General features: G+C 42.2%; 22 protein-coding genes and 1 tRNA gene. 18 read left to right on the top strand and 5 right to left on the bottom strand.

The features are described from left to right. Positions 1–13 precede the first annotated feature (13 nt). On the bottom strand, positions 14–565 hold the full coding sequence (locus AC4JOV_RS06910; RefSeq protein ID WP_229938317.1) for a hypothetical protein: 552 nt from the start codon (positions 563–565) through the stop codon (positions 14–16). A gap of 402 nt (positions 566–967) precedes the next feature. Here AC4JOV_RS06910 and AC4JOV_RS06915 point away from each other — a divergent pair, with 402 nt between their 5' ends. Both AC4JOV_RS06915 and AC4JOV_RS06920 read left to right on the top strand, forming a co-directional pair. Further along, entirely contained in the window at positions 968–1,891 is a 924-nt protein-coding gene (locus AC4JOV_RS06915) for a hypothetical protein (RefSeq protein ID WP_229938316.1), read from the top strand. Next, positions 1,884–2,510 (top strand): hypothetical protein, encoded by a 627-nt coding sequence (locus AC4JOV_RS06920; RefSeq protein ID WP_229938315.1) that lies wholly within the window; start codon positions 1,884–1,886, stop codon positions 2,508–2,510. Before AC4JOV_RS06915 ends, AC4JOV_RS06920 begins: the two co-directional genes overlap by 8 nt. Before the next feature lie 154 nt (positions 2,511–2,664). Here the strand turns inward: AC4JOV_RS06920 and AC4JOV_RS06925 are convergent. Next, positions 2,665–2,755 (bottom strand) — tRNA-Ser (locus AC4JOV_RS06925). Positions 2,756–2,911: 156 nt separating this feature from the next. Between AC4JOV_RS06925 and AC4JOV_RS06930 the strand changes: the two genes are divergently transcribed. After that, positions 2,912–3,037, top strand: a complete 126-nt coding sequence (locus AC4JOV_RS06930) for a hypothetical protein (protein ID WP_256444121.1) — start codon at positions 2,912–2,914, stop codon at positions 3,035–3,037. A gap of 33 nt (positions 3,038–3,070) precedes the next feature. On the opposite strand, the gene pyrF is transcribed toward AC4JOV_RS06930, so the two are convergent. After that, complete coding sequence (gene pyrF / locus AC4JOV_RS06935) at positions 3,071–3,763, bottom strand: orotidine-5'-phosphate decarboxylase (RefSeq protein ID WP_229938314.1); 693 nt, start codon at positions 3,761–3,763, stop codon at positions 3,071–3,073. A 207-nt stretch (positions 3,764–3,970) separates the two neighbouring features. Here pyrF and AC4JOV_RS06940 point away from each other — a divergent pair, with 207 nt between their 5' ends. The 10 genes from AC4JOV_RS06940 to carB all read left to right on the top strand — a co-directional run bounded on the left by AC4JOV_RS06940 (position 3,971) and on the right by carB (position 16,058). Further along, complete coding sequence (locus AC4JOV_RS06940; protein ID WP_229938313.1) at positions 3,971–4,504, top strand: peptidylprolyl isomerase; 534 nt, start codon at positions 3,971–3,973, stop codon at positions 4,502–4,504. A 143-nt stretch (positions 4,505–4,647) separates the two neighbouring features. After that, complete coding sequence (locus tag AC4JOV_RS06945) at positions 4,648–6,543, top strand: NAD(+) synthase (protein WP_229938312.1); 1,896 nt, start codon at positions 4,648–4,650, stop codon at positions 6,541–6,543. Then, on the top strand, positions 6,522–7,124 hold the full coding sequence (locus AC4JOV_RS06950; RefSeq protein ID WP_229938311.1) for a hypothetical protein: 603 nt from the start codon (positions 6,522–6,524) through the stop codon (positions 7,122–7,124). The genes AC4JOV_RS06945 and AC4JOV_RS06950 overlap by 22 nt, the downstream gene beginning before the upstream one ends. A gap of 10 nt (positions 7,125–7,134) precedes the next feature. After that, a complete protein-coding gene (locus AC4JOV_RS06955) occupies positions 7,135–7,797 on the top strand; it encodes a DUF502 domain-containing protein (protein WP_229938310.1) in 663 nt (220 codons plus the stop codon). 90 nt (positions 7,798–7,887) lie between these two features. Then, positions 7,888–8,337 carry a 3-hydroxyacyl-ACP dehydratase FabZ gene (gene fabZ / locus AC4JOV_RS06960; protein WP_229938309.1) on the top strand — a complete coding sequence of 150 codons (450 nt, stop codon included), beginning with the start codon at positions 7,888–7,890 and terminating at the stop codon, positions 8,335–8,337. Between the two features lie 11 nt (positions 8,338–8,348). Continuing rightward, complete coding sequence (gene lpxA / locus AC4JOV_RS06965; protein WP_229938308.1) at positions 8,349–9,140, top strand: acyl-ACP--UDP-N-acetylglucosamine O-acyltransferase; 792 nt, start codon at positions 8,349–8,351, stop codon at positions 9,138–9,140. Beyond that, a complete protein-coding gene (gene clpX, locus AC4JOV_RS06970) occupies positions 9,130–10,356 on the top strand; it encodes an ATP-dependent Clp protease ATP-binding subunit ClpX (protein WP_305799971.1) in 1,227 nt (408 codons plus the stop codon). The genes lpxA and clpX overlap by 11 nt, the downstream gene beginning before the upstream one ends. Before the next feature lie 21 nt (positions 10,357–10,377). Then, positions 10,378–11,412 (top strand): rod shape-determining protein, encoded by a 1,035-nt coding sequence (locus AC4JOV_RS06975; RefSeq protein WP_229938306.1) that lies wholly within the window; start codon positions 10,378–10,380, stop codon positions 11,410–11,412. Next, positions 11,402–12,448 (top strand): rod shape-determining protein MreC, encoded by a 1,047-nt coding sequence (gene mreC, locus AC4JOV_RS06980; protein WP_229938305.1) that lies wholly within the window; start codon positions 11,402–11,404, stop codon positions 12,446–12,448. The genes AC4JOV_RS06975 and mreC overlap by 11 nt, the downstream gene beginning before the upstream one ends. A gap of 349 nt (positions 12,449–12,797) precedes the next feature. After that, a complete protein-coding gene (gene carB, locus AC4JOV_RS06985) occupies positions 12,798–16,058 on the top strand; it encodes a carbamoyl-phosphate synthase large subunit (RefSeq protein ID WP_229938304.1) in 3,261 nt (1,086 codons plus the stop codon). 142 nt (positions 16,059–16,200) lie between these two features. Here carB and AC4JOV_RS06990 read toward each other — a convergent pair whose 3' ends face one another. Next, on the bottom strand, positions 16,201–16,842 hold the full coding sequence (locus AC4JOV_RS06990; RefSeq protein ID WP_229938303.1) for a hypothetical protein: 642 nt from the start codon (positions 16,840–16,842) through the stop codon (positions 16,201–16,203). Positions 16,843–16,996: 154 nt separating this feature from the next. On the opposite strand from AC4JOV_RS06990, the gene AC4JOV_RS06995 reads away from it, so the two are divergent. Both AC4JOV_RS06995 and AC4JOV_RS07000 read left to right on the top strand, forming a co-directional pair. Further along, positions 16,997–19,411, top strand: coding sequence for an EAL domain-containing protein (locus AC4JOV_RS06995; protein WP_491522123.1), 2,415 nt, complete (start codon positions 16,997–16,999; stop codon positions 19,409–19,411). A gap of 108 nt (positions 19,412–19,519) precedes the next feature. Then, on the top strand, positions 19,520–20,137 hold the full coding sequence (locus tag AC4JOV_RS07000; protein WP_491522124.1) for a class I SAM-dependent methyltransferase: 618 nt from the start codon (positions 19,520–19,522) through the stop codon (positions 20,135–20,137). Between the two features lie 47 nt (positions 20,138–20,184). Here the strand turns inward: AC4JOV_RS07000 and AC4JOV_RS07005 are convergent, their stop codons facing one another. Further along, positions 20,185–21,753: a SulP family inorganic anion transporter gene (locus AC4JOV_RS07005; protein WP_229938300.1), complete on the bottom strand. Its 1,569-nt coding sequence runs from the start codon at positions 21,751–21,753 to the stop codon at positions 20,185–20,187. A gap of 166 nt (positions 21,754–21,919) precedes the next feature. Between AC4JOV_RS07005 and AC4JOV_RS07010 the strand changes: the two genes are divergently transcribed. The 3 genes from AC4JOV_RS07010 (at position 21,920) to AC4JOV_RS07020 (ending at position 23,587) form a co-directional block, all read left to right on the top strand. Further along, positions 21,920–22,342 (top strand): DsrE family protein, encoded by a 423-nt coding sequence (locus tag AC4JOV_RS07010; protein ID WP_229938299.1) that lies wholly within the window; start codon positions 21,920–21,922, stop codon positions 22,340–22,342. A gap of 415 nt (positions 22,343–22,757) precedes the next feature. Continuing rightward, positions 22,758–23,192: a Sua5 YciO YrdC YwlC family protein gene (locus AC4JOV_RS07015; RefSeq protein WP_229938298.1), complete on the top strand. Its 435-nt coding sequence runs from the start codon at positions 22,758–22,760 to the stop codon at positions 23,190–23,192. After that, positions 23,192–23,587, top strand: a complete 396-nt coding sequence (locus AC4JOV_RS07020; protein WP_229938297.1) for an HIT family protein — start codon at positions 23,192–23,194, stop codon at positions 23,585–23,587. The genes AC4JOV_RS07015 and AC4JOV_RS07020 overlap by 1 nt, the downstream gene beginning before the upstream one ends. Positions 23,588–23,925 lie beyond the last annotated feature (338 nt).

Consider the following 23,925-nt stretch of genomic DNA (forward strand, 5'->3'; position numbering starts at 1 on the left):
ACTTACCTTTTACTTACTCTGGGGCTGGAGAAAAAAGCTCTTTCATAGCTTTATGTTTACGTTCAATGATTTGTTCTAAAAGGTCGGCTCTCACTCTTGCTTCAAACAAAACTTTGAGGTCATCATCTAAGATAGAATCGCTTTTCTTTTGAGGTATTCTTTGATTATCAATGCTCACAAAGCTGTCTGGTTTGATAGTCGATAACTTTTCAGCAAAAGTACGTCCATATCCCAAATGAATTGGAACACTATCAAACGATACTCCATGCTTCCTACATAGTTCTGAGAATTCACTGGTAAACTCATTCCATGTAGCAAGGTCTTTATCCCTTTGCTTATTGTTTTTAGTGAATCGTGCCTTTTGTTGTTTGATGAACGTCTCTTTACTGCTGATATCTTCTCTATACTGTTTACGTAGTCTCAAAAGCTCTTCAGGGTCTTGGATATCCTCCAGCTCTTTTACTGAGCGTTTAATGATTTCATCTTTCATATACTTTACTGATTCAACTGTTCTACCTTCACTGAGTATCAATTCAAAATGGTCTATTTTTAGTTCTTTTTTCATTACATTCCTTTTTATAAACAGAGAGAAGGTGTACTTCTCTCATAGAGGAGACGTGAGAACGTGGTACAAATGATAAGAAGAAGTCTCCCACGTTCATCGTGCTTAACCTCTGTTATTTTCGTAGTGGTCTATAATGACCAAAAGTTGTTGACTGGGATTTCTCTGCTCTTTTTTAGCGAGTGCTTTTAGCTTCTCTTGTGCTTCAGATGATAAGTACATATCAATCCTTTTTATGAATGTTTATATACTAATTATAAATCAAATATGGGGATTTGCAGTGAGTGTGATTTCAACAGACAATATTATTAAAATGTAATATTAAACAGCACCTTTATACTTCTTATCGTTAGTAATGAATATTAGCTATAATAAATTACTTTTTATGGAAGAAGGGGAATTAATATGCAAAAAATATTAGAAAAAGAACATTATAAGCGTCCATTTTTTACAACAGTTATATTGTTACTAATAGTTGTCATTCTGGTACGTTTATTTTTACTTCCTTTGGCTGACCCAAACTTATCATTAGAATGGCCTAAGTTTATAGCTTCTTTATTGGATAAATTTTCTACATCTTTAATAGTTACAATTTTTATTGGTATATTTATTTTTTGGTTCACTCCCAAGATTGTTAAAAAGTCGAAAATGGAAGTTTTAGAACCAAAAGAAATCTCAAAACTATTAAAAAACGCTACCCAAGATTCTAGAAGTTGGATTTTTAAGGGGGCGACAGGTAGATATACTCGTTCTTCTACTTTACCTTTAATGGCTGAGGCAGCAAGACATGAAAGTATTGGTAGAGATATTCGTATATGCTTGATTAATCCTGACAATACAAAACTATGTGAAGAGTATGCTACATATAGAAGAAGTTTAAAGTCTGCAAGTAAATCAAAACCATGGGATTCTAAAAGAGTCCAAAATGAAGTAATTGCAACCATTGTGAGTGCCCTTATTACACAGCATGACGAGCCCTTATTAAGAATAACAATACATTTAATAGATACTTTTTCATCTTTTAGGCTGGATATATCTGACTTTTATGTAGTGATTACCAAGGAAGATAAAGAGGCAACTGCATTAAGAGCAGACATAGGAACTTATTTTTATGATTCTTATAAAGATGAGGTAAGATTAATTGAAAGACAATCAAAAAAAGTAACTATAGATGAAGAAATTTCTAGTTTAGATAAAGTAAAATTTACTGAAAATGAATTAAAAGAGTATTTACAACATATTAATATTTTACCTTCAAATGATATTGAAAATCTAGATTTAAAAACAATATCTAATCTTATAAAAAATCCTGAGAACCCTTATGCATAATAAATCAGTTTCTACAGAGATAAAAGACTTTTGTAGTCAACTTGATACAGGAACTATTAATGCTAAAACACTTTTAAATAAAGTTCAAATAGCCCAAATAGATTTTTTTTGGCATCCCTTAGGTTTTATTATAGGTACTTATTTAAATAATGGCAGAGAAAAAATAAGGATTCATATTTGGCCAAAAGATGGTGGGAAAAAGCAATTACCATATTGGAATATACATGACCACATCTTTGATTTAAAAAGTTGGGTTTTAAAAGGAGAAATAACAAATATAGAATATGATGTTATTAATGATAATTCATCAACAAAATGTTTTTACGATGTAAAATACATCGAAAACCAATCCTTAATGACAAAATCAGAACAGCATATTAGTTACAAAATTTCAAAAAAAGAAACATATGCAGAAGGTGAAATATATACAATTGATGCAGGTATATTTCATACATCTGAAAAAACAAATATTGGTAATGCTCTTACAGTGGTATTAAGTATTAACACTGATATTAAAACTCCTAAAGTCATTGGTGAGGAAGAAGGTGAAAATTCATATCAATATAATAGAAATAAGGTTGACTCTTCATATATAAAAGAACTAATAAACGAATTTTAATTCAATGATTTGAATGGATGCTTTTAAAGTATAAAGTTTTTCTTTAGATTTTTAAAATGGTTACCAATAGGTTGCCAAAGCATAAAATTACCAAACCTTAAAAAGTCTGTCAAATGCCTATAATACGTTGTTTGTTGGAATTTTTGTGAATAAATGGCGGACAGTGAGGGATTCGAACCCTCGGTACCCGTAAAGGTACGCACCCTTAGCAGGGGTGTGGTTTCAGCCAACTCACCCAACTGTCCATGCGTTTTGTGGGTGAGATTATAGTCCATGAAACTTAAAGTAAAGCTTAAAAAAATCTTTTTTCTCTCTTTTTTTCATATATTTTTAAAACTTGATTGATGTAATGATTTATATAGTATGATTACAGAGAAAAATTTATCAATTCAGGTGTAACAATGTTAAAGAAATTTATTCCGCTTATTATCTTGGCACTTTTTGCTATCGGTGCGTATTTTATGAAGTTGGGTATGGACCAGGCCGTCAATATGGCAAATCCACAGAAGGTGCAGAAGTCCGAGTAGGACTTCTGTCAGTATTTAATGTATAAAAGCAGACTAGAAGTTTGAGATCACTTCAAGAATCTGCTCTACTTTTGCCTGAGGGTTACTCTCTTTATAGATAGGACGCCCCACTACAGGATAGTCAACCCCCTCCTCATTTGCCAGTTCCAGTGTTGCAACACGCTGCTGATCCCCTGCATCTTCACCAAACGGTCTGATCCCGGGACATAAAGTCAAGAACGTATCTGATGTAGCCTTTTTGATCGCCCTGCTCTCAAATGTACTGCACACCACACCGTCAAGCCCGTTCTCATAACTCATCTTCGCAAACTGTTCAGCCTTCTCATCGATACTTTTCTCATAGATCGTCTGAAAGTTCTCTTCATCAAACGAAGTGAGTGCAGTCACAGCCAGTACCAGAGGACGGTTCTCATAGCTTGATAGTCTCTCCATCACTGTTTTCATCGCTATTGGTCCTGCACTTGCATGGATGTTGAACATATCTACACCGATCTTTGCGATCTCTTCTGCCGCATCTGCCATCGTATTGGGGATATCATAGAGTTTAAGGTCCAAAAATATCTTGAAGTCAGGGTTGATCGCTTTAAGCGCTTCGATAAACGGCTTTCCGTCACGGATATACGATCTGAAACCTACTTTCATCCAGACATCATACGATTTGAGAGACTCTGCCAGAGCCAGGTTTTCCTCAGCTGAAGGGAGGTCAAGTGCCACACATAGTTCCATTATTTTCCTTTTTGTATCCCGCTTACACTGCCATCATTCCCATGGAAACGAGCACCTGAAAGTAACCAGACTTTAACGTGTAGATTCCCGATCGGAGTCGGGAATGACAGGAGGTCATGGTCTGCACCATTCGTAACCTCTGAAACGGGGTTAAATAATTAGTGCTATAATTATACTTTAAAATTCATAACTAAGGACTAAACGACTATGTTTGGAAGAAGAAGCGAAACAAAGAGATATGATATCCCTCAAGATGTAATGGAGACATATAACTATGCGAAGATCACAACAAGCAAAGGTGTAATCTGGGTAAAACTATACGGTGAAGATGCACCGAACACCGTAGCAAACTTTGCACACCTTGCAAATGAAGGGTTCTACAACAACCTTAAATTCCACAGAGTGATCCCTGGATTTATGGCTCAGGGAGGATGTCCGCACTCTGGACCTGGCGGTAACCCTGCTATGGCCGGAACAGGCGGTCCGGACTGGTGTATCGACTGTGAGACTGACATAAGTACACATGCACACAGACGTGGTGCACTCTCTATGGCACACGCAGGACCAAATACAGGCGGTAGCCAGTTCTTCATCACTTTCGTACCGACGCCACACCTTGACGGTGTTCACACGGTATTCGGCGGTATCGAAGAAAATGACACTGAGAGCTTCATGGTGCTTGACAAGATCGAACAAAATGATGCGATCGAATCTATCGAGATCTTTGCTGAAAGAGCATAACCACTTTAATAATGGGGTTGACCCCTCATATCACTTTTGTCATCCTCGGACTTGATCCGGGGATCTTAACTCTAGATTCCCGATGCCCGCAGGTAATACCCTTGCGGTGCAAGTCGGGAATGACACTTATTTAAAGGACACTCATGTTCGGATACTACCGTGTTGCATCTGCAGTCAATCAAACTACCGTAGCAAATCCTGCCAAAAATGCCAAAGAGGTGATCTCACTTATAAAAGAGGCACATCAAAAAGAGGTTTCTGTCATTGTATTTCCGGAGCTCACACTCACAGGATACACTGCCAGTGATCTTTTACTCAACCAGACCCTGCTGCAGTCCCAAGAGGATGCGCTGAATGAGATATTAGATAATATAAAAGAGATCGATACTGTTGCAATCCTCGGATATGCGCACCTTGAAGCCGATAGGCTCTATAACTGTGCGATCGTAATGCAAAACGGCAAGATTCTCGGACTCGTTCCCAAAAGCTACCTGCCGAACAAAAAAGAGTTCTATGAAAAACGCCAATTTGTAAGCGGTAGGGATATCGTACGCTCTACTACTACAGTGATAAATGAAGAGGTGCCGTTCGGTGTCGATCTTCTCTTCAGTGACGGCAAAGAGATGACCTTCGGCGTAGAGATCTGTGAAGACCTCTGGGCCGTGACTCCTCCGAGTAACCACATGGCAAGTAACGGAGCCAACCTGATCTTCAACCTCTCGGCAAGCAATGAACTGATAGGGAAACACGAGTACCGTGAAGAGTTGGTCCGTACACAGAGTGGACGCTGTATGGCTGCCTATGTCTATAGCTCGGCAGGTGTGGGAGAGTCAACGACAGATACCGTCTTCGGCGGACATGCGATCATCAGCGAATACGGTACGACCGTTAAACAAAATGAACGTTTCAGGATGGATAGCCACCTGATCACGGCAGATGTCGACCTGGAGCGTCTCAGATGGCTCAGGCTCAATGAGACAAGTTTCAGTGACGGCAGACGCAAGCCTGTACGCACCATCAAAGTAGCCCCTACTCCTGCGATCCGCGACATAGAACGTGAGATCAACCCTATGCCGTTCGTACCTTCTCAGTATGCTGACAAGCAGGCACGGTGCGATGAGATCGTACAGATACAGGCACACGGGCTTATCAAACGTATGACACATGCCCATATCCAAAAAGCCGTGATCGGGATCTCAGGTGGACTGGACTCCACCCTTGCCCTGCTCTCTACCCACAGAGCCTTTGCGATCATGGGATGGGACCATAAAGATATCGTAGCGATCACCATGCCGGGTTTCGGTACCACCACACGAACCAAGAGCAATGCAGAGAAGCTTTGTGAAGCTTTGGGTGTGACACTCAAAACCGTTAATATCACCGACCTTTCGCTCAATGAATTCGAAGCGATAGGACATGACCCCGATGAACATACCGTGACCTATGAGAATGTTCAGGCAAGGGCTCGAACCTCTATCCTGATGAACACAGCCAACAAGATCGGAGGACTCGTCATAGGTACGGGGGACCTCAGTGAAGTGGCCCTTGGATGGTCGACCTATAACGGCGATCATATGAGTATGTACTCACTCAACGCAAGTATCCCGAAAACACTGGTGCAGTATGTGATCGAGTACTTCAAATCCGAAGAGAAAATCGCAGCGATCATCGATGATATCCTCGCTACCCCTATCAGCCCGGAACTCCTTCCGCACAAAGAGGATGAGATCGTACAGCACACAGAGTCTATCGTGGGGCCTTACGAGCTTCACGACTTCTTCTTGTACCACTTTATCAAGTACGGAGCAAAGCCTGAAAAGATTCTCTACCTGGCGAAAAAAGCGTTTGATACTAAATACGATGAAGAGCATATCAAAGAGTGGCTGGTAATGTTCCTCAGACGATTCTTCACCCAGCAGTTCAAACGCTCATGCATTCCTGACGGCCCCAAAGTCGGTACGATCAGCCTCTCTCCAAGGGCTGACTGGAGGATGCCGAGTGATGCGGATTTTAAGGCGTGGGTGGAGAGATTGGATTGATCTTTCAATATAAGTATCTTTATTATATACCTGCAATATACGTTGTATCTGTTATTCTTAGACGATTAACAGATAAGACGTTTTATATCGGTACCTGGTATCCAATACTGATTGTTTTTTCGTTTGTAATTGCAGGGGTTATTACCAGACCTATTAAACAATTTTTAGAAAAAAAATATAATCAACCTGAAAAGAACAGCATCACCTATTTACTCTTCTTCTTTGCATTTTGGTTTTTTTTCATGTATGACCTTCCTCAAATATTCCATTCAATGAATAGAGAGCAAACTGATATTAATATTTCAATTATTCAAAAAAAAGCTTATATGAGTGGTGGTAGAAATAGTTATAAAAAACACTACGATTTTACTGTTTCCTCAGATAATAAAACTTTTGATAATACAACTATGAAAGCTTTAGACGATACTAAATACGCTTATTTACGTGAGAAAGATAAAATTATTCTAAAAGGAGATATTTCTCCTTTTATGTTCAAATTACAAGATGTAGATCTAGTTTTTTCGCCATTAACAGAAGAAGAGAATAGACATCCTCCTACTCCATCTATAATATACAATTAAGGATATCATTATGAAAAACTACAAACCGCTAAAACACTTCACACATACCGTACTGCAGGGGCTATTTGGACTGCTCCCCATTACGATCTTCGTCGTCTTGATCCTCTGGATGTACAGCAAGGTCGATACACTGGTCGGCTGGATGTTTACCACGGTCGGGTTTACCCCTGAACACCACAAGTTTTTATGGTTTCTGCTGGCTCTGGGGATCTTCGTACTTCTTCTCTACTTGATGGGGCTCCTAATAAAGACAAGGCTGGTCGGTTACTTCGAGTCACTGATGACCAGACTGCCGGGCTATAAGACGATCAAAGACCTGATCAACATCTTCAACTCCTCCAAAGAGGGAGAGAACCGCGTACTTGTCGTCGTCATAAAGGGATTTGCCAAGGAGGGGTACAATATCGGGCTGATGTATTCGCAAAAAGAGAGCATCATCAAAGACCACTACACGGTCACCCTCTCCATGTCCCCTATCCCCAACGGCGGATATATGTTTGAAGTGCACAAAGAGAACATCTATGTGATCGAAGAGGCGACCTTCGATGATAACCTTCAGTACCTTCTCTCTATGGGGGTTAAAAGCTTTGCAGAGGTGATCAAAAGTGAGCCAAAACCGCTCGACACTCTCCCCTCTCTTGAGAGTTGGCTTGTTACGCATAAAAACAGCTAAACCTTAGCTGTTTAGAGCCTCTGCTACCTAATAGACCTTTTAGCATTACTTAGATAAAATATTACAAAATTTAATATCCTGAGGTTTATTTTGCTATATAACGTAACAGACATTCAAAACATTTTACCACACAGATACCCTTTCCTACTCGTTGACAGAATCACAGAGCTGGAAGCGGGACAATCTATCGTGGGATATAAAAACATCACTATCGCTGAGCCTGTATTTCAAGGGCACTTCCCTGATCACCCTATCTTTCCCGGTGTGATGATCATCGAAGGTATGGCGCAAGCCGGTGGTGTACTTGCATTTGAAAGTATGAGCGATGAAGAAAAAGCAAGCAATACTGAAAAAGTGGTTTATTTTATGAGTATTGACAAAGCAAAATTCCGTGCGCCTGTAACGCCGGGAGACCAACTTGTATACAAGCTTGACGTCATCAAGAACAAAGGTGCCATCTGGAACCTAGACGGGAAAGCTTATGTTGATGATAAGTTGGTGGCTCAAGCTGAGCTTAAAGCTATGATCGTAGACAAATAGGACCGATCTATATGTCAATTATCCATCCAACAGCCATTATCGAAGATGGTGCACAACTTGGAGAAGATGTCACGATAGGCGCTTTTGCCTACATCGGACCGAAAGTCAAGATCGGTGACGGTACATCAGTTGCATCACATACCGTGATAGAGGGAGATACGACGATAGGTAAAAATAACCGTATCTTCTCCCATGCAGCGATAGGTACTATCCCGCAAGACCTGAAATTCAAAGGAGAAGAGGTACAACTCATTATCGGTGACAACAATACGATCCGTGAGTTTACCCTTTTCAACCCGGGAACGGAAGGCGGCGGTTCTGTCACAAAAGTAGGAAACGGTAACCTCTTTATGGGGTATGTACACCTGGGACACGATGTGATCATCGGTGACAACTGTATCCTCGCGAACGGCGCAACGCTGGCAGGCCATGTTGAACTGGGCAATCATGTCGTGATCGGCGGACTTACACCGATCCATCAGTTTGTACATATCGGTGATTTTGCCATGATCGGCGGCGCTTCTGCACTGTCACAGGATATACCGCCGTTCTGTCTGGCTGAAGGTAATCGTGCAACGCTTCGCGGACTGAACCTGACAGGACTGAGACGTGCCATGGATCGTAAAGAGATCAATGCACTCAAATCAGCCTACAGAGAACTCTTTGAACAGGGTAAACCGCTTCAGGAAACAGCGGCAGCCCTTTTGGACAATACCGACTCAGCAAAAGTCAGACAGTTGTGTGAGTTTATCCAAACCTCTAAAAGAGGTATCCCTTTTGTAAGGAATGAAAATGTCAAATAAACAAGAATGTAGTTTTTGTCACGCGACAGAGAGTATAGAAAACCCCTTGATCGCAGGTGAAGGGGTCTATATCTGTTCAAACTGTGTGATTTCTGCTTACAAGATACTCTTCGGTGAAGAAGAGCAGGAAGAGATAAGCACTGCAGAGATCGCGCATACGCTCTACACACCTAAAGAGATGTATGCGATGCTCAGTGATTATGTCATTGGTCAGGAAGAGGCGAAGAAGACCCTCTCCGTAGCTGTCTATAACCACTATAAACGTATTTTTAGAGAGTTCGAAGAGGAAGATGAGACACAGATCTCCAAGTCCAATGTACTGCTTATCGGACCGACAGGATCAGGTAAAACGCTTCTGGCTCAGACGATCGCAAAGTTCCTCAATGTACCTATCGCTATCGCCGATGCGACCAACCTCACTGAGGCAGGATATGTCGGAGAAGATGTGGAGAACATCCTTACAAAGCTTCTTATGGCAGCAGACGGAGATGTGGAACGTGCCGAGCAGGGAATCGTATTTATCGATGAGATCGACAAGATCGCACGTATGGGAGAGAACAGATCCATCACCCGTGACGTATCAGGTGAAGGGGTACAACAGGCCCTGCTTAAACTGATCGAAGGTTCAGTCGTCAATATCCCGCCAAAAGGCGGCCGTAAACACCCGAATCAGGACTTCATCCAGATAGATACTACGAATATCCTTTTTGTGTGCGGCGGTGCATTTGACGGCTTGAGCGATATCGTTAAGAGAAGAATGGGCAGTAATACCTTGGGGTTTGGTCAGGAAAAACGTTCAAAGATGGAGAGTGAAGATCTTCTTCCTCTTATAGAGTCTGATGACCTGGTATCCTACGGGCTCATTCCTGAACTCATCGGTCGTCTGCATATCTTTGCTACACTTGGCAAAATCACCAAAGAGGCGATGGTGCGTATCCTGGTAGAACCGAAAAACTCATTGGTCAACCAGTATCAGAAACTCTTTGCGATCGATGATGTGAAACTGACGTTTGAAGAGGAAGCTCTGGAGCAGATTGCTCAGAAAGCGATCGACAGAAAAACCGGTGCACGCGGACTTCGCTCGATCATGGAAGAGATACTGCTTGATATCATGTATGAGCTCCCCGAGCTTGAAGGCTATGAAGTCGTGATCACAGAAGATGTGGTAAATGAAGGTGCAAAGCCTGTCTATATCAAACATAAAAAAACTGCATAAAAAACCAGAAGGGAAGAATAGATGTTTAAAAAATTACTAGGTATGTTTTCCAATGACCTGGCGATAGACTTGGGAACAGCAAATACACTTGTGCTTGTAAAAGGACAAGGAATCGCGATCAACGAACCTTCAGTTGTGGCGATCCAATATGATAAACATGGTCAGGAGCGTATCCTGGCTGTAGGACAGGAAGCAAAAGATATGGTGGGTAAAACACCGGGCAATATCAAAGCGATCCGTCCTATGAAAGACGGGGTTATCGCGGATTTCGAAGTGACCGAGATGATGATCCGCTATTTCATTGAAAAAGCACATAAAAGAAAAGGCTTCTTCTCCCCTCGTATTATCATCTGTGTACCCTACGGACTCACCCAGGTTGAGAGACGTGCGGTAAAGGACTCGGCTGAGAATGCGGGTGCGAGATATGTCTACCTGATCGAAGAGCCTATGGCTGCTGCGATCGGTGCAGGACTTCCGGTAAAAGACCCGAACGGTAACCTTGTGGTGGATATCGGTGGTGGTACGACTGAGATCGGTGTTACTTCTCTTGGTGGTCTGGTTCTCAGTAAGTCTATCCGTGTGGCGGGTGACAATCTGGATCAGGCGATCGTTGATTACGTCAAAAAGAACTTCAACCTGCTTATCGGTGAGCGTGTCGCTGAAGACCTTAAGATCAAGATCGGTACGGCGATCCCTCTGGATGAGGAGCTTACGACTGCCGTCAGAGGTAGAGATCAGGTAGATGGAAGCCTCACGGCTATTGATATCACTTCTGAGCATATCAGAACCGCGATCAAACCATCTCTTGAAGAGATCGCCGATGCACTCAAGTCTGTGCTAGAAGAGACTCCGCCTGAACTTGCGGGAGATATCGTAGAGAACGGTATCGTACTTACAGGAGGCGGTGCACTGATCAGGGGACTGGACAAATACCTCTCTGATGCGGTAAAACTCCCGGTATTTATCGCCGAAGAACCACTATTGGCAGTGGCAAAAGGAACAGGAAAAGCACTCGAAGAGATCGACCTACTACAACAAACAGCTTATGAAGACTAGACTTGTTATCATTGTCATACTGTTACTGATCCTGACAGTACTTCTTACAAGAAACGATGAGCGTATCACCAATACGCTTATCACCATTATCAATCCTCTAAAACAACACTATAAGAACTTCACACAGGATATAGAAGATAAAAGTCAAAGCTATATTTTTCAAAAAGAGTCGATCGAGAAATTAGCCAGAGAAAACAGGGTACTCAGACAACGTCTCCTGGAACAGACACACTATATCAGACAGGTCAAAGATATCTACAGTGTACTTCCTCAGCTCGAACGCTATCCGGTTCACAATATCTCGATCACAGATACCATCTCCTATGTAAAACTCAACAGTTTTTCCCAGATACTGCTTACAAAACCAAAAAACCTCAGAGAAAAAAAGCTCTACGGTCTGATACAGAAAAATGTAGTAGCCGGTATCTCGCAGGTAAAAAACAATCAACTTTTCGGATACCTTACCTCTGATAAACAGTGCCGTTTTTCAGTCTTTGTGGGCCCAAATAAAGCACCTGGGATTGCTGAAGGACTGCAACAAAATGAGATGCAGATCAAATTTATCCCCAAATGGTATGAGATCAATGAAGGGGATAAAGTGGTCACCTCAGGGTTAGATGCCATCTTTTTTGAGAATATTCCTGTAGGGATCGTCACGAAAACAGAACTTCACAGTTCTTATAAAGTGGCCTATATCAAGACATACAGCGATATTTTCCATCCAAAAACATTTTTCCTGATCAATGATGCAAGAGCAACGCTCGTTGAAGGCTTTGAGAGCAATGAAACACGTTTGAGCCCTACCTACTATACCGTGCCTAAAACGATAGAGAATAATGCTTCAGAACCATTGGCTGAAACGCTCGATGAAAAGAAAAGGGTTATCTCCAGTATACCTAAACGTATCGACCAGACCCAGGAAGATGTGGTAGAACCCGAGACCCCTACTGAAGAGAAAGAGATAGAGAAAAAGATCAAAAAACAGAAAGAACGTTATATTCCGGAGCCGAACAACGATCAACTCGACCTTTTTTAAAAGGGGATTTCTCCATTATAAATACTATTAATAATGGAGAAAGAAAAGTGCAAAATTTTACAAGAGGTGTTCAACGCCTAGCCTTAGCCAGGATAACCTAAGCATCTTGTGAAATATTGTGCTTTTATTCGCACCTTTTGGCATCACTTACTTTCCCTTCTACCTTCTTATAGACGCTTGAATTAACTACGGCCAGTCCGATAAGTGTGGCCTATCCCAAGAAAAAGCCGGAGATGTTGTAAAAGTTGCTTAGAGTTAGGGTTTCCTTAAGCCCTTATTTTGGCTCTTTGGATATAATATTATTCTAAAAAATAGGGTCTAAAAGCCCTGCCAATAAGGTGATCTTTCCATGCCAAAACGCAATGATATCAATACTATTTTACTTATCGGTTCAGGACCAATCGTAATTGGTCAAGCATGTGAGTTTGACTACTCCGGTACACAAGCAGCTAAAACGCTTAAAGAACTTGGATATAGAGTTGTACTGATCAACTCAAACCCTGCTACGATTATGACAGACCCTGAGTTTGCAGACAGAACTTATATCGAACCTATCACTGAAGAGGTGGTTAATAAGATTATCAAGCAAGAAAACGTAGATGCGATACTCCCGACAATGGGTGGTCAAACAGCACTTAACGTTGCTATGAGTATGTACGAAAAAGGTATGCTGGATAATGTAGAGTTCCTTGGTGCGAACCCTGAAGCGATCAAAAAAGGTGAAGATAGACACCTTTTCAATGAAGCAATGGTCAAGATCGGTATGGATCTACCGAAAAGTGCCAATGCCTACAGTGTTGATGAAGCGATCAAAGTAGCGAAAGAGATCGGTTTCCCGGTCATCAGTAGAGCCTCTTTTACACTTGCCGGCGGCGGTTCAGGTGTAGCTTACAATATGGAAGAGTTCAAAGAGCTTGCAAAAACAGGTATCGAGGCAAGTCCGATTAATGAGATCGAGATCATGGAATCGATGCTTGGATGGAAAGAGTATGAGATGGAAGTTATCCGTGACAGAGCAGATAACTGTATTATCGTATGTTCTATCGAAAACTTCGATCCAATGGGTGTACACACAGGAGATAGTATCACTGTAGCACCGGCGCTGACATTGACGGACAAAGAGTATCAGAATATGAGAGACGCCTCTTTCAAGATCTTGCGTGAGATCGGAGTGGATACCGGTGGATCAAACGTTCAGTTCTCTATCAACCCTGATACAGGACGTATGATCGTTATCGAGATGAACCCGAGAGTTTCTAGATCTTCTGCCCTGGCTTCAAAAGCGACAGGTTACCCTATCGCAAAAGTAGCGACACTTCTTGCAGTCGGATTTACCCTCGATGAGATCACCAACGATATCACCGGGACGCCTGCAAGTTTCGAACCGGTCATTGACTACGTTGTAACCAAAGTTCCAAGATTTACTTTTGAAAAGTTCCCTAATGCCAACTCAACTTTGACTACAGGTATGAAATCTGTCGGTGAAGCAATGTCTATAGGTAGAACGTTCAAAGAGTCATTCCAAAAAGCACTCTGTTCACTCGAAACGGGTCTTACAGGGTTCCAAAAGATCGATTGTGACGGTGAAACACTTGTACGTGAGATCAGAAGACCGAACGCTGAGCGTATGCTTTACGTCTATGAAGGGCTTAGACGCGGAATGAGTGTCGATGCGATCTTTGACCTTTGTCAGATCGACAGATGGTTCCTCTACCAATTAGAAGAGATGGTAGAGACAGAGAAAGCGATGGATATCGCGATGCTAAGTGATGCGGGGAGACTAAGAGCTGCAAAAGCAGAAGGATTCTCAGATGCCATGATCGCAGAGATCATTAACAAAAAAGAGGGTCTGACGCTTACAGAGAACGATATCTACAATGCCAGAGAAAAAATGGGTACATGTCTCGAGTATAATGAAGTAGATACCTGTGGAGCAGAGTTCAAGGCGCTTACTCCATACCTTTATTCGACAACAAACATTACAAAGCTTCCAAAAGCAGAAGCTCCTGCAAGTGAAGATAAAAAGGTACTGGTCATCGGTGGTGGGCCAAACCGTATCGGTCAAGGTATCGAGTTTGACTACTGTTGTGTACACGCAGCATTTGCTATCGAAGATATGGGTATGAAGTCGATCATGTATAACTGTAACCCGGAGACAGTATCTACTGACTACGATACTTCGGATATCCTCTACTTCGAACCGATTGACTTTGAACATGTAAGAAATGTGATCGAAGTAGAAAAACCGGACGGTGTGATCGTACACTTCGGTGGTCAGACACCGCTAAAATTGGCGAAAAACCTTACGGCGATCGGTGCGAACATCTCCGGTACACCGGCAAAAGTGATCGACCTTGCAGAAGACAGAGAGCAGTTCTCTACCTTTATCAATGAGCTTGGTCTCAGACAACCGGACAACGGTACGGCTTTTGCCAAAGATGAGGCTATGGCGATCGCCAACCGTATCGGTTACCCGGTCCTAGTACGCCCTAGTTTCGTACTCGGTGGACGTGGTATGCGTACAGTATACTCTGATAATGAGCTAAGACAATATATGGATGAAGCGGTCAGTGTATCCAATGATGCACCGGTACTGATCGACAAGTTCCTTGACAGTGCGATAGAGCTTGATGTTGACGCGATCTGTGACGGTACAGATGTCTATATCGGTTCCGTCATGCAGCACATCGAAGAGGCAGGTATCCACTCAGGTGACTCGGCATGTTCACTTCCTCCTGTAAGTATCTCAGAGGAGCTTCAGGAGAAGGTAAAAGAGCAGACAGCTGAGATCGCACTCGGTCTAGGGGTTATCGGTCTACTGAATATCCAGTATGCGATCCACAAAGGTGAGATCTACCTGATCGAGGTAAACCCGAGAGCATCGAGAACCGTGCCGTTCGTCTCTAAAGCGACAGGTGTTCCTTTGGCAAAAGTGGCAACAAGAGTGATGCTGCAAGGTGACCTGAAAGAAGCACTCAAGTATTATGATACGTTTAACGTCGTGAACTTCGACAAGAAGATCATGGAGCCAAACCTCAAAAACCACGTAGCGGTAAAAGAGGCGGTATTCCCGTTCAACAAACTTCCGGGATCAGACCTGATCCTTGGGCCTGAGATGAAGTCTACGGGTGAGGTTATGGGTATCTCTGACAACTTCGGTATGTCATTTGCAAAAAGCCAGTTTGCAAGTAAGAACAACATCCCTCTGGAGGGGAAACTCTTTATTTCATTGACAGAGATCGATAAGCCGCAGGCAGGTGAGATCGGTAAGATGTTTGTTGATCTTGGATTTGAGATCGTTGCAACTTCAGGAACACATACGGCACTTGAAGCGGCAGGTGTACCGTCAACAAAAGTACTCAAGATCTCTGAGGGACGTCCGAATGTTGATGATATGATCAAAAACGGTGAGATTGCGCTTGCGATCAACACCAGTGACAACAAGTCAAGTAAAGATGATGCAAAGACGATCAGACAGTCTGTACTAAGCAACAATGTTGCTTACTTCACGACGATCGCAGCAGCACGTGCTACGGCACTTGCGATCAAAGAGCTTAAAGAGCACGGAGGTGATCTTGAACCTAAAGCGATCCAGGATTACCTGGCATAAGTTTGCTCTCTCTTCAGGTTTCCATCTAAGGATGGAAACCTGACACATACTTCTTTACACATTTTATTTTCAATATACCATTAGAGATAAAATAGCTAGTGAAGCAGGCTTCTTCTATAGATTCTAGAAGCCTGTTACACCGTTAATGATTCTTATGCTCTTTATATTTTTTTTCTTGCTTGTATCTCTTATCCTGCTTTTTAGAGGCCTTCTCATGCTCTCTCTCTTTATACCTCTTCTCTTCACGATAACGTTTTTCATCATAGTAATCATGTTGATGTTCACCCAGGTAGTGTTTGTTATGTTGGTAATAACCTTTTTTATGATTTGGATGCTTACGGTCCCTTCCAAAATGCTCTTGATATCCTTTTTTGTAGTAGCGTCCACCGATTAATCTTCTACCGTCATAGTAGTAGTAACCATCTCTCCAGTCACCGCCATAATAATATTTGTTGTTATAGAAATAATAAGGTCTCTCATCCTGATACTTCGGTTTACTATAGAGCCTATAACTTCTTTGGTACTGATCATAATATCCTCTTTCATAATAGCGGCCGCCATCGAGTCTACTCCCCTTATAGTAGTAGTATCCATTTCTCCACTCTCCGCCATAGTAGTATCTGTTATTATAATAATAGTATGGTCTCTGATCCTGATAGCGCGGTTTATCAAATGCACCCATGATCACCTCGGTCACCACTCTCTCCACGAGAGATTCTGCAGAGAGTTGCATCGGTAGAGACAGACTCATACCTACCATCGCGCTCATTATTACTTTTTTCATTATTTCTCCTGTTGTTAACGCTTTCATAGTATAAAATAAAATTGTGAAATTATTGCACTCATGTGGTAATATCTTTATAAAAGATAAAAATCATAGTATAATGAGCCGTATGGGAAGAGTACTATTATTATATCTAAGCATTTATAGCTTTTTTTTGACGTATAGTGTCAATGCAGAAGAAGCCATCCGTATTACATCCGACAAGAAAACATACCCTCTTACCGCCTCCACCCTGCTCTGCATCGATACACTGAACTCATACTCTATCGACATGTTTTTAGAGGATAATGACCCCTCTATATGCAAAACGGTCAATCAAAACGGCCTGCCCCATGGATACTCAGATGCGACGATTTGGGTGAGGTCAAAGATTCACACCCCTGCCCCTGTGAATCAACAGTGGATAGCAGAACTGGACAATGCCCTGATTGACTATGTTGACCTCTATGTGATTAAGAACGGCAAGGCTATTCAACACTTTGAGAGCGGAGACAGGCGGCCCTTTGCATCACGATCCATAAAAGCCAGAACCTATCGCTTTCCGGTTGAACTGACGCCCGGGACAACAGAGTTGCTCTGGAAGATCCGTTCCCAATCGGGTATCAATCTTCCCTTAGTACTTTATGACAAAGAAAAATTGGAAGAGAAGGACCTGAGCGAGTATCTGCTTTCCGGTATTTTTTACGGTATTTTGATCATTCTGGCCATCTATAATTTTGTCTTTTTTATCGTTGTAAGAAAGATTATCTACTTCTATTATGTCGCTTTTATCGTCTCATACGGGATCATGACTTTATCTTTTCACGGTTTTACACCGCTGCTGATATGGTTTGATTTTCCCTGGCTCTATAATGATGGCGTCTTGTTCTTTGTCAGCATGTGTGTGCTCTTTTCCGTACTTTTCGGACAACGGTTTCTGGAGACTGCAATCAATGCACCAAGAGTACATACGTTTCTCAATGCCTTGATCATCTTCAATATGATTCCTGTTATCTTAAGCTTTTGTGACCTTTATGCTATCACTACCAGGTTGGCTGCATTCCTGGGTGTCATTACACCGATCATACTTGTCTTTGTGGGGCTTTCCGTTTTAAAAAAAAATGAAAGAAGGGCTAAACTCTACCTTTTGGCGTGGAGCCTCTTTTTCTTCGGAACGACGGTTTTTTCTCTCCATAAATTCGGACTTTTTCAAGGTTCATGGTTTATCATGCATGCCCAACAGTTCGGGGTGCTGTTCAAGATCATGGTCCTCTCCTATGCCTTAAGCGATCAGCTGCAGTCACTCCTTTATCTCGATCAGCTTACAGGAGTGGCAAACCGTGAATCGATCAAACGACTGTTTGCTTCAGCAGTACGCAATGCCGACAAAAACCAATACGCTTTTGCCGTTTTAACACTCAATATCGATGATTTTAAAACGATCAATGACTCACTGACACATAAGGCAGGGGATGAACTGCTGAAAAAGCTTACGGATCGTCTCATATCATCCCTGCCAAAACATAATACGATCATCCGAATGGGGGAAGATGAGTTTCTTATTCTCTTTGAACATATCGAGAACACCACTACTCTTGCCCGCCATGCCGACAATATCCTGATGTTGATACGAAAACCCTTTACGCTTGATAAAGAGCTGATCCATATCACAGCAAGCATGGGTATTGCGCTCTACCCCAACGACGGGCAGGCGTATGATATCCTGATAAAAAACAGTGGAACTGCCCTTCACAAAGCAAAACAGCTTGGAAAGAACAGAGCTTACTTCTTCAATACGGAGTTGGACAACTATGCCATTGATCACTTAAAGCTGCACAATGATCTCTACCGTGCACTGGATAAGAAGGAACTTTTCCTTTTATACCAACCAAAGATCAATGCCAAGGACCACACGCTTGCAGGGGTAGAGGTTCTCCTTAGGTGGAAACATCCTGAACGGGGGATTATTCCGCCGGATATTTTTATTCAGATCGCCGAAGAGAACAGTGTGATCCTGCAAATCACAAGGTGGATGCTCGAAGAGTCCTTCAAGAAGCTGAAACAGTGGCATGAAATGGGATGGAAAGAGATCTATATCGCAGCCAATATCACCGCCAAAGACCTTGAGGACAAATACTTCCTCAAAGACCTGCTGAACCTTCTAAAACAGTACGATCTCACTACCGATATGCTGGAACTTGAACTGACAGAAAGGATCATTATGCATTCATGTGAGGAGAATATCCATAGAATGGATGCGTTGCATCAAGCCGGGATAAAAGTCTCCATTGATGATTTTGGAACAGGCTACTCTTCCTTTAAGTACCTGAAATCCTACCATGTCAACTCCATAAAGATCGATAAAAGCTTTATCGATCAGATCGAGTCCGATCCCAGAACAGCGAAGATCGTCAAAGCAATGACCGCACTCGGACATGAACTCGGGATGAAAGTCGTAGTTGAGGGGGTAGAAAATAAACAACAGGTAGAGATGTTAACGAAGATGCATTGTGATATCATCCAGGGATACTACTTTGATAAACCGTTGACGGAAGAGGAGCTCACCGCCAAATATTTTCTTAAAAGATGACTCTCTCCTTTCTCAATGCTTTTTATCTGCTAAATCACTTTCTCAAAATCACTTCGATATCCAAGAATATTTATACTTTTCTACTATACTTCCAAAAATCATACACCGATGAAAGGAACTTTAATCATGTGGGATCAACGATACGATCAAGACGAGTTTGTCTACGGAACCAATCCGAATGATTTTTTAAAAGACAATTATCACACTATCCCCCAGGGAGGCAGAGTACTCTGTCTGGCTGAGGGAGAAGGGAGAAATGCCGTTTTTCTTGCCCTGCAGGGCTATCAGGTCACTGCGATGGACCAGTCAAAAGTAGGACTGCAAAAAGCCAAAGCATTGGCTGAGAAAAATGGTGTAGAGATAGAAACCGTTGTTTCAGATCTTGAACATTTTGATCTTGGAGAAAATGTTTGGGACGGTATCGTCTCTATCTTTGCCCATGTTCCTCCTTCCATAAGGATCAAGCTTCATCAACAGGTACGGCGTGCGCTCAAAAAAGAGGGAGTATTTATCTTGGAGGGATTTACACCCCGTCAGCCGAAAATGAGTGGTATGGGTGGACCTCCCCCATCACAAAAAGCGCTTTTTATGTCGCTTGAATCCCTCAAAGAAGAGTTATCCGGCCTAGACTTTAGCACAGCGCTGGAGAGAGAAAGAGAGCTTTCTGAGGGGAAACATCATGAGGGATTATGTTCTGTTGTACAAATTGTGGCGCTAAAGGTATAGACTTTTAGCACCAAGCGCAGCCTATCAACGGGAAAAGGTATAGCGAACTAAACGTGTGCTGCGATTTCCTTTTCTTTGATACGTCTCAAGGCCCTTATCTGTGACTCAACGATCTTCTCGATATCAAGGACCTCTCCGATTCCGAGTTTTATCAACTTCTCTTTTCTTTTCTCATCTGCAACGATATAGACTTCAATGCCGCTGCTTTTCAGCTTCTCGATACTCTCGCTCAAGGCATAGATTGCAGAGAGATCCATAAAGGAGACCAGACTGCAATCCAAAACCACATTTTCGACATTGAACATTTTGTCTACTTTTTCAAGAATATAGGAGGTGGAACCGAAGAAAAAAGGACCTTTGATATTGACGATCCTTACAATTCCGTCTTTGACCATCCTGTCTTCTTTGTTGGCTTCCGTCTCCCCTCCTGAGATATCCACTTCACTCTCCTTGATCAATCTGTGTATAATCAGGAACGACGAGAGTACCACGCCCACACCCACAGCCACGATAAGATCGACAAAAACCGTAAGAATAAATACGATCATCATCACAGAAACATCAAATTTAGGAAGGATCTTCAGTTGGTTTAACATTTTATAATCAAAGATATCCATTCCCACTTTGATCAGGATTCCTGCAAGTACCGGCATCGGTATATTGCTTGCCAGAGGAGCGAATACCAACAGTATAAGCAGTAAAAAGACAGAGTGAAACATTCCGGAGATTTTACTTGTGGCACCGCTTTTTATGTTGGTTACCGTTCTCATCGTCGCACCTGCACCCGGCAGTCCGCCAAAGAGTGAGGCAAGTGCATTTCCTATCCCCTGGCCGATCAGCTCTTTATTTGAATCATGTTTGTCTTTCGTCAGGGAATCAGCAACAAGGGAGGTCAACAGAGAGTCGATCGTTCCCAGTATCGCCAATGTAAATGCCGAGATAAGGATAAAAGAGATCGAAGCACTGTCAAATCCAAACTCCACAACACTCGGCAACCCTGTAGGGATATCACTGACATACGAAACGTCTAAATGCAACAGATAGGCAACAAAAGAGAGCACTACCAATGCAATAAGCGGAGAAGGGAGTTTAGCCGTGATCCTCTTAGGTACAAAATAGATGATCGCAAGTGTTGCCAAAGTCAATAGGAGTGCCTGAAGGTTGAGCCCAGTGATTGCATGAGGTATATCTGCGATCGCTTTGATGATCGATGATTGTCCTTCAGATCCCAAAGCCACATTGATCTGCAATAGAATAATGATCATCCCGATACCGTTCATAAACCCTGAAATGACAGGATAAGGGATGAACCTCACAAATTTACCGACTTTCAAAAGCCCCAGCAGGATCTGAAACAGACCGGCAAGTAAAAATGTGGTAAATACCAAGGCGATATTAGCCCCAAATGCAGCGACGACAGAAGCAGAGATGACTGTCATTGGACCGGTCGGCCCTGAGATCTGGGTTTTCGTACCGCCGAACAGCGAGGCAAAAAAACCTAAGAAGATCGCACCGTATATTCCTGCACTCGCACCCAATCCACTGGATATCCCGAAAGCGATCGCCAAAGGAAGCGCGATAATCGATGCCGTCAATCCGCTTAATATATTGTTCATGTGATCCCCCTACTTTATCTGAACATGATAAAAAATTGTCGAATTATATCATAATGAAATAAGCTTTGATACGCTTCAGCAGGGTACTATAGAGAAGCAATTGTTATAAATATCCCTTATCTATTTTATGCTATACTGATCACTACATCAAAAAAAGGGAAGATCCATGAAAAAACTACTTTTGACACTACTGATAGGGTTAGGATTAATGAGCAGTGCTGCAATAGCTGAGGATAAAAAAAGCATCTTTGTAAATGTCACATCAAGTGATAATATCAAAGCACCGATGGCAGTTATGTTTGCCAACAAAGGGTTGCAACGCGGTCTTGATATGACGATCTTTTTAAATACCGAAGGGGTTCGTCTGGCAGTCAAGGGGTTCAACCCTCCAACCAACGCCCAAAATGGTAAAAATACGCATGAGATGTTAGCCATGTTTGTCAAAAACGGTGGAAAACTGCTGGTATGCCCGATGTGTCTTCAATCGCAGGGGTATGATAAGAGTGACCTGATTCCGGGTGCTGTCATCAGTGATGCCGATAAAACATTCGATGGTATCCTCTCAAATGATAAAGTCATCAGTTTCTAATGCTTACTTAAGATGGGTTCTCTTTTTCAGAGAACCCACAGCTATACATTTCATCTCTTCATCACATTCTACTTTACATCTGACTCGATAAATCTTTTTGCCGGTTCCAAAATCATGAGATTATGAAAGAACTCACGGAAATAGAAGTGTAGGTCGGGGTGCCCTCACCCCAACACCATTGACGTTTTCTCCATATAGAATAGATGATTGTTTTAACATAAAAAAGTAATTGTTTTCAAAGTTTTTTTAGTCAATACGTCAAATTATCCCACTTGTAGGTGGGCCTAAAGCCTCTACTTCCAAATCAATATAAGTTCTTTCACTGTCTCTGGAGCTTGGGGACAAGGGAAACTCACTCGATAAATTTTTCTCCTGTTACGCTATAATGACACTATCAATACACGGAGTAGACCAAGTGCTGACACATAAAGTTTTCCTGACACAGACAGATACTACTATCGGATTCGTCTCACAGGATGCAGAGAGACTCACACAGATCAAACAGCGTCCGCCGTATAAACACTATATCACTGCGGTAAATTCACAGAAGACCCTTCAGCGCTTCACACGTATCCCTTCTCGCCACCGCAACAGGGTAAGAAGAAGCCAAAAAACAACCTTTATTATGCCTGATGGGCACTCTTACCGACTGATACGAGACAGACATCATCTTCTCCTGATGAACCGTCTGGGGTGGGCCTATACCACCTCTGCCAATCTCAGCGGGAATGCATACGATGAAACATTTGCCAAAAGATCTGCCGATGTGATCATCGCACCGTTAGAGGCTACTAAACAGGCTTCTACGATATATAAACTAGGAAAAACCACACTAAAAAGGATACGTTAATGTCTATCATCTATCAAAATGAACTGATCAGAATAGAGACTGAAGAGAGTGAGATCCCTTGGCTGAAGATCTTTACACAGGAACCCTACAAAGAGATGAGTGAACTTCCCCACACTATCAAACTGGAGATCTTTGAACTCCTGGATATTATCGAAAAAGAGATGATCAGATATTATCAGCCGGATAAGATCAATATCGCAAGCTTTGGGAATTATGTCCCGCATCTTCATTGGCATATCATGGCACGTTTCAAAGAAGACAGCTATTTCCCTGAACCGATGTGGGGGACAAGACAGAGAGAAGCTGATCTAAACCTTCCTGACTTTCAAGCCTTTTGCGAAATGATCGCTGCAGAACTTACAACCAAGGTAAGATCCTATGAGTATAGTTTTTAAATGCCATATGCCCTCCTAAAGAATGTAAGTATCTTCAATAAATCCCTGATCATTCACAAAACAGGGCAAGTATGCTCATGGATGTAAATATCATGAGTACCGCTAATGTAGGTGAATTTTATGCCTATAGAGTTGAAATGATGAGAGGGATTGAGTAGAAAGAGAGAAAAGGGATGCAAAAAGAGAGAACCTCATAACCCTCCATGAGAGTCAGAATCCCTGGATATGCAACCGATCGCGGAGATTACTGTTACCCTGATTACCGATACTGCACCAGTAAGATGGTATCTTGCTTTTCCAAAAGAACATCTGAACTGACGGGTTGAAGTGATCCACAG

This window comes from Sulfurovum sp. MH2-6 (assembly GCF_058374785.1).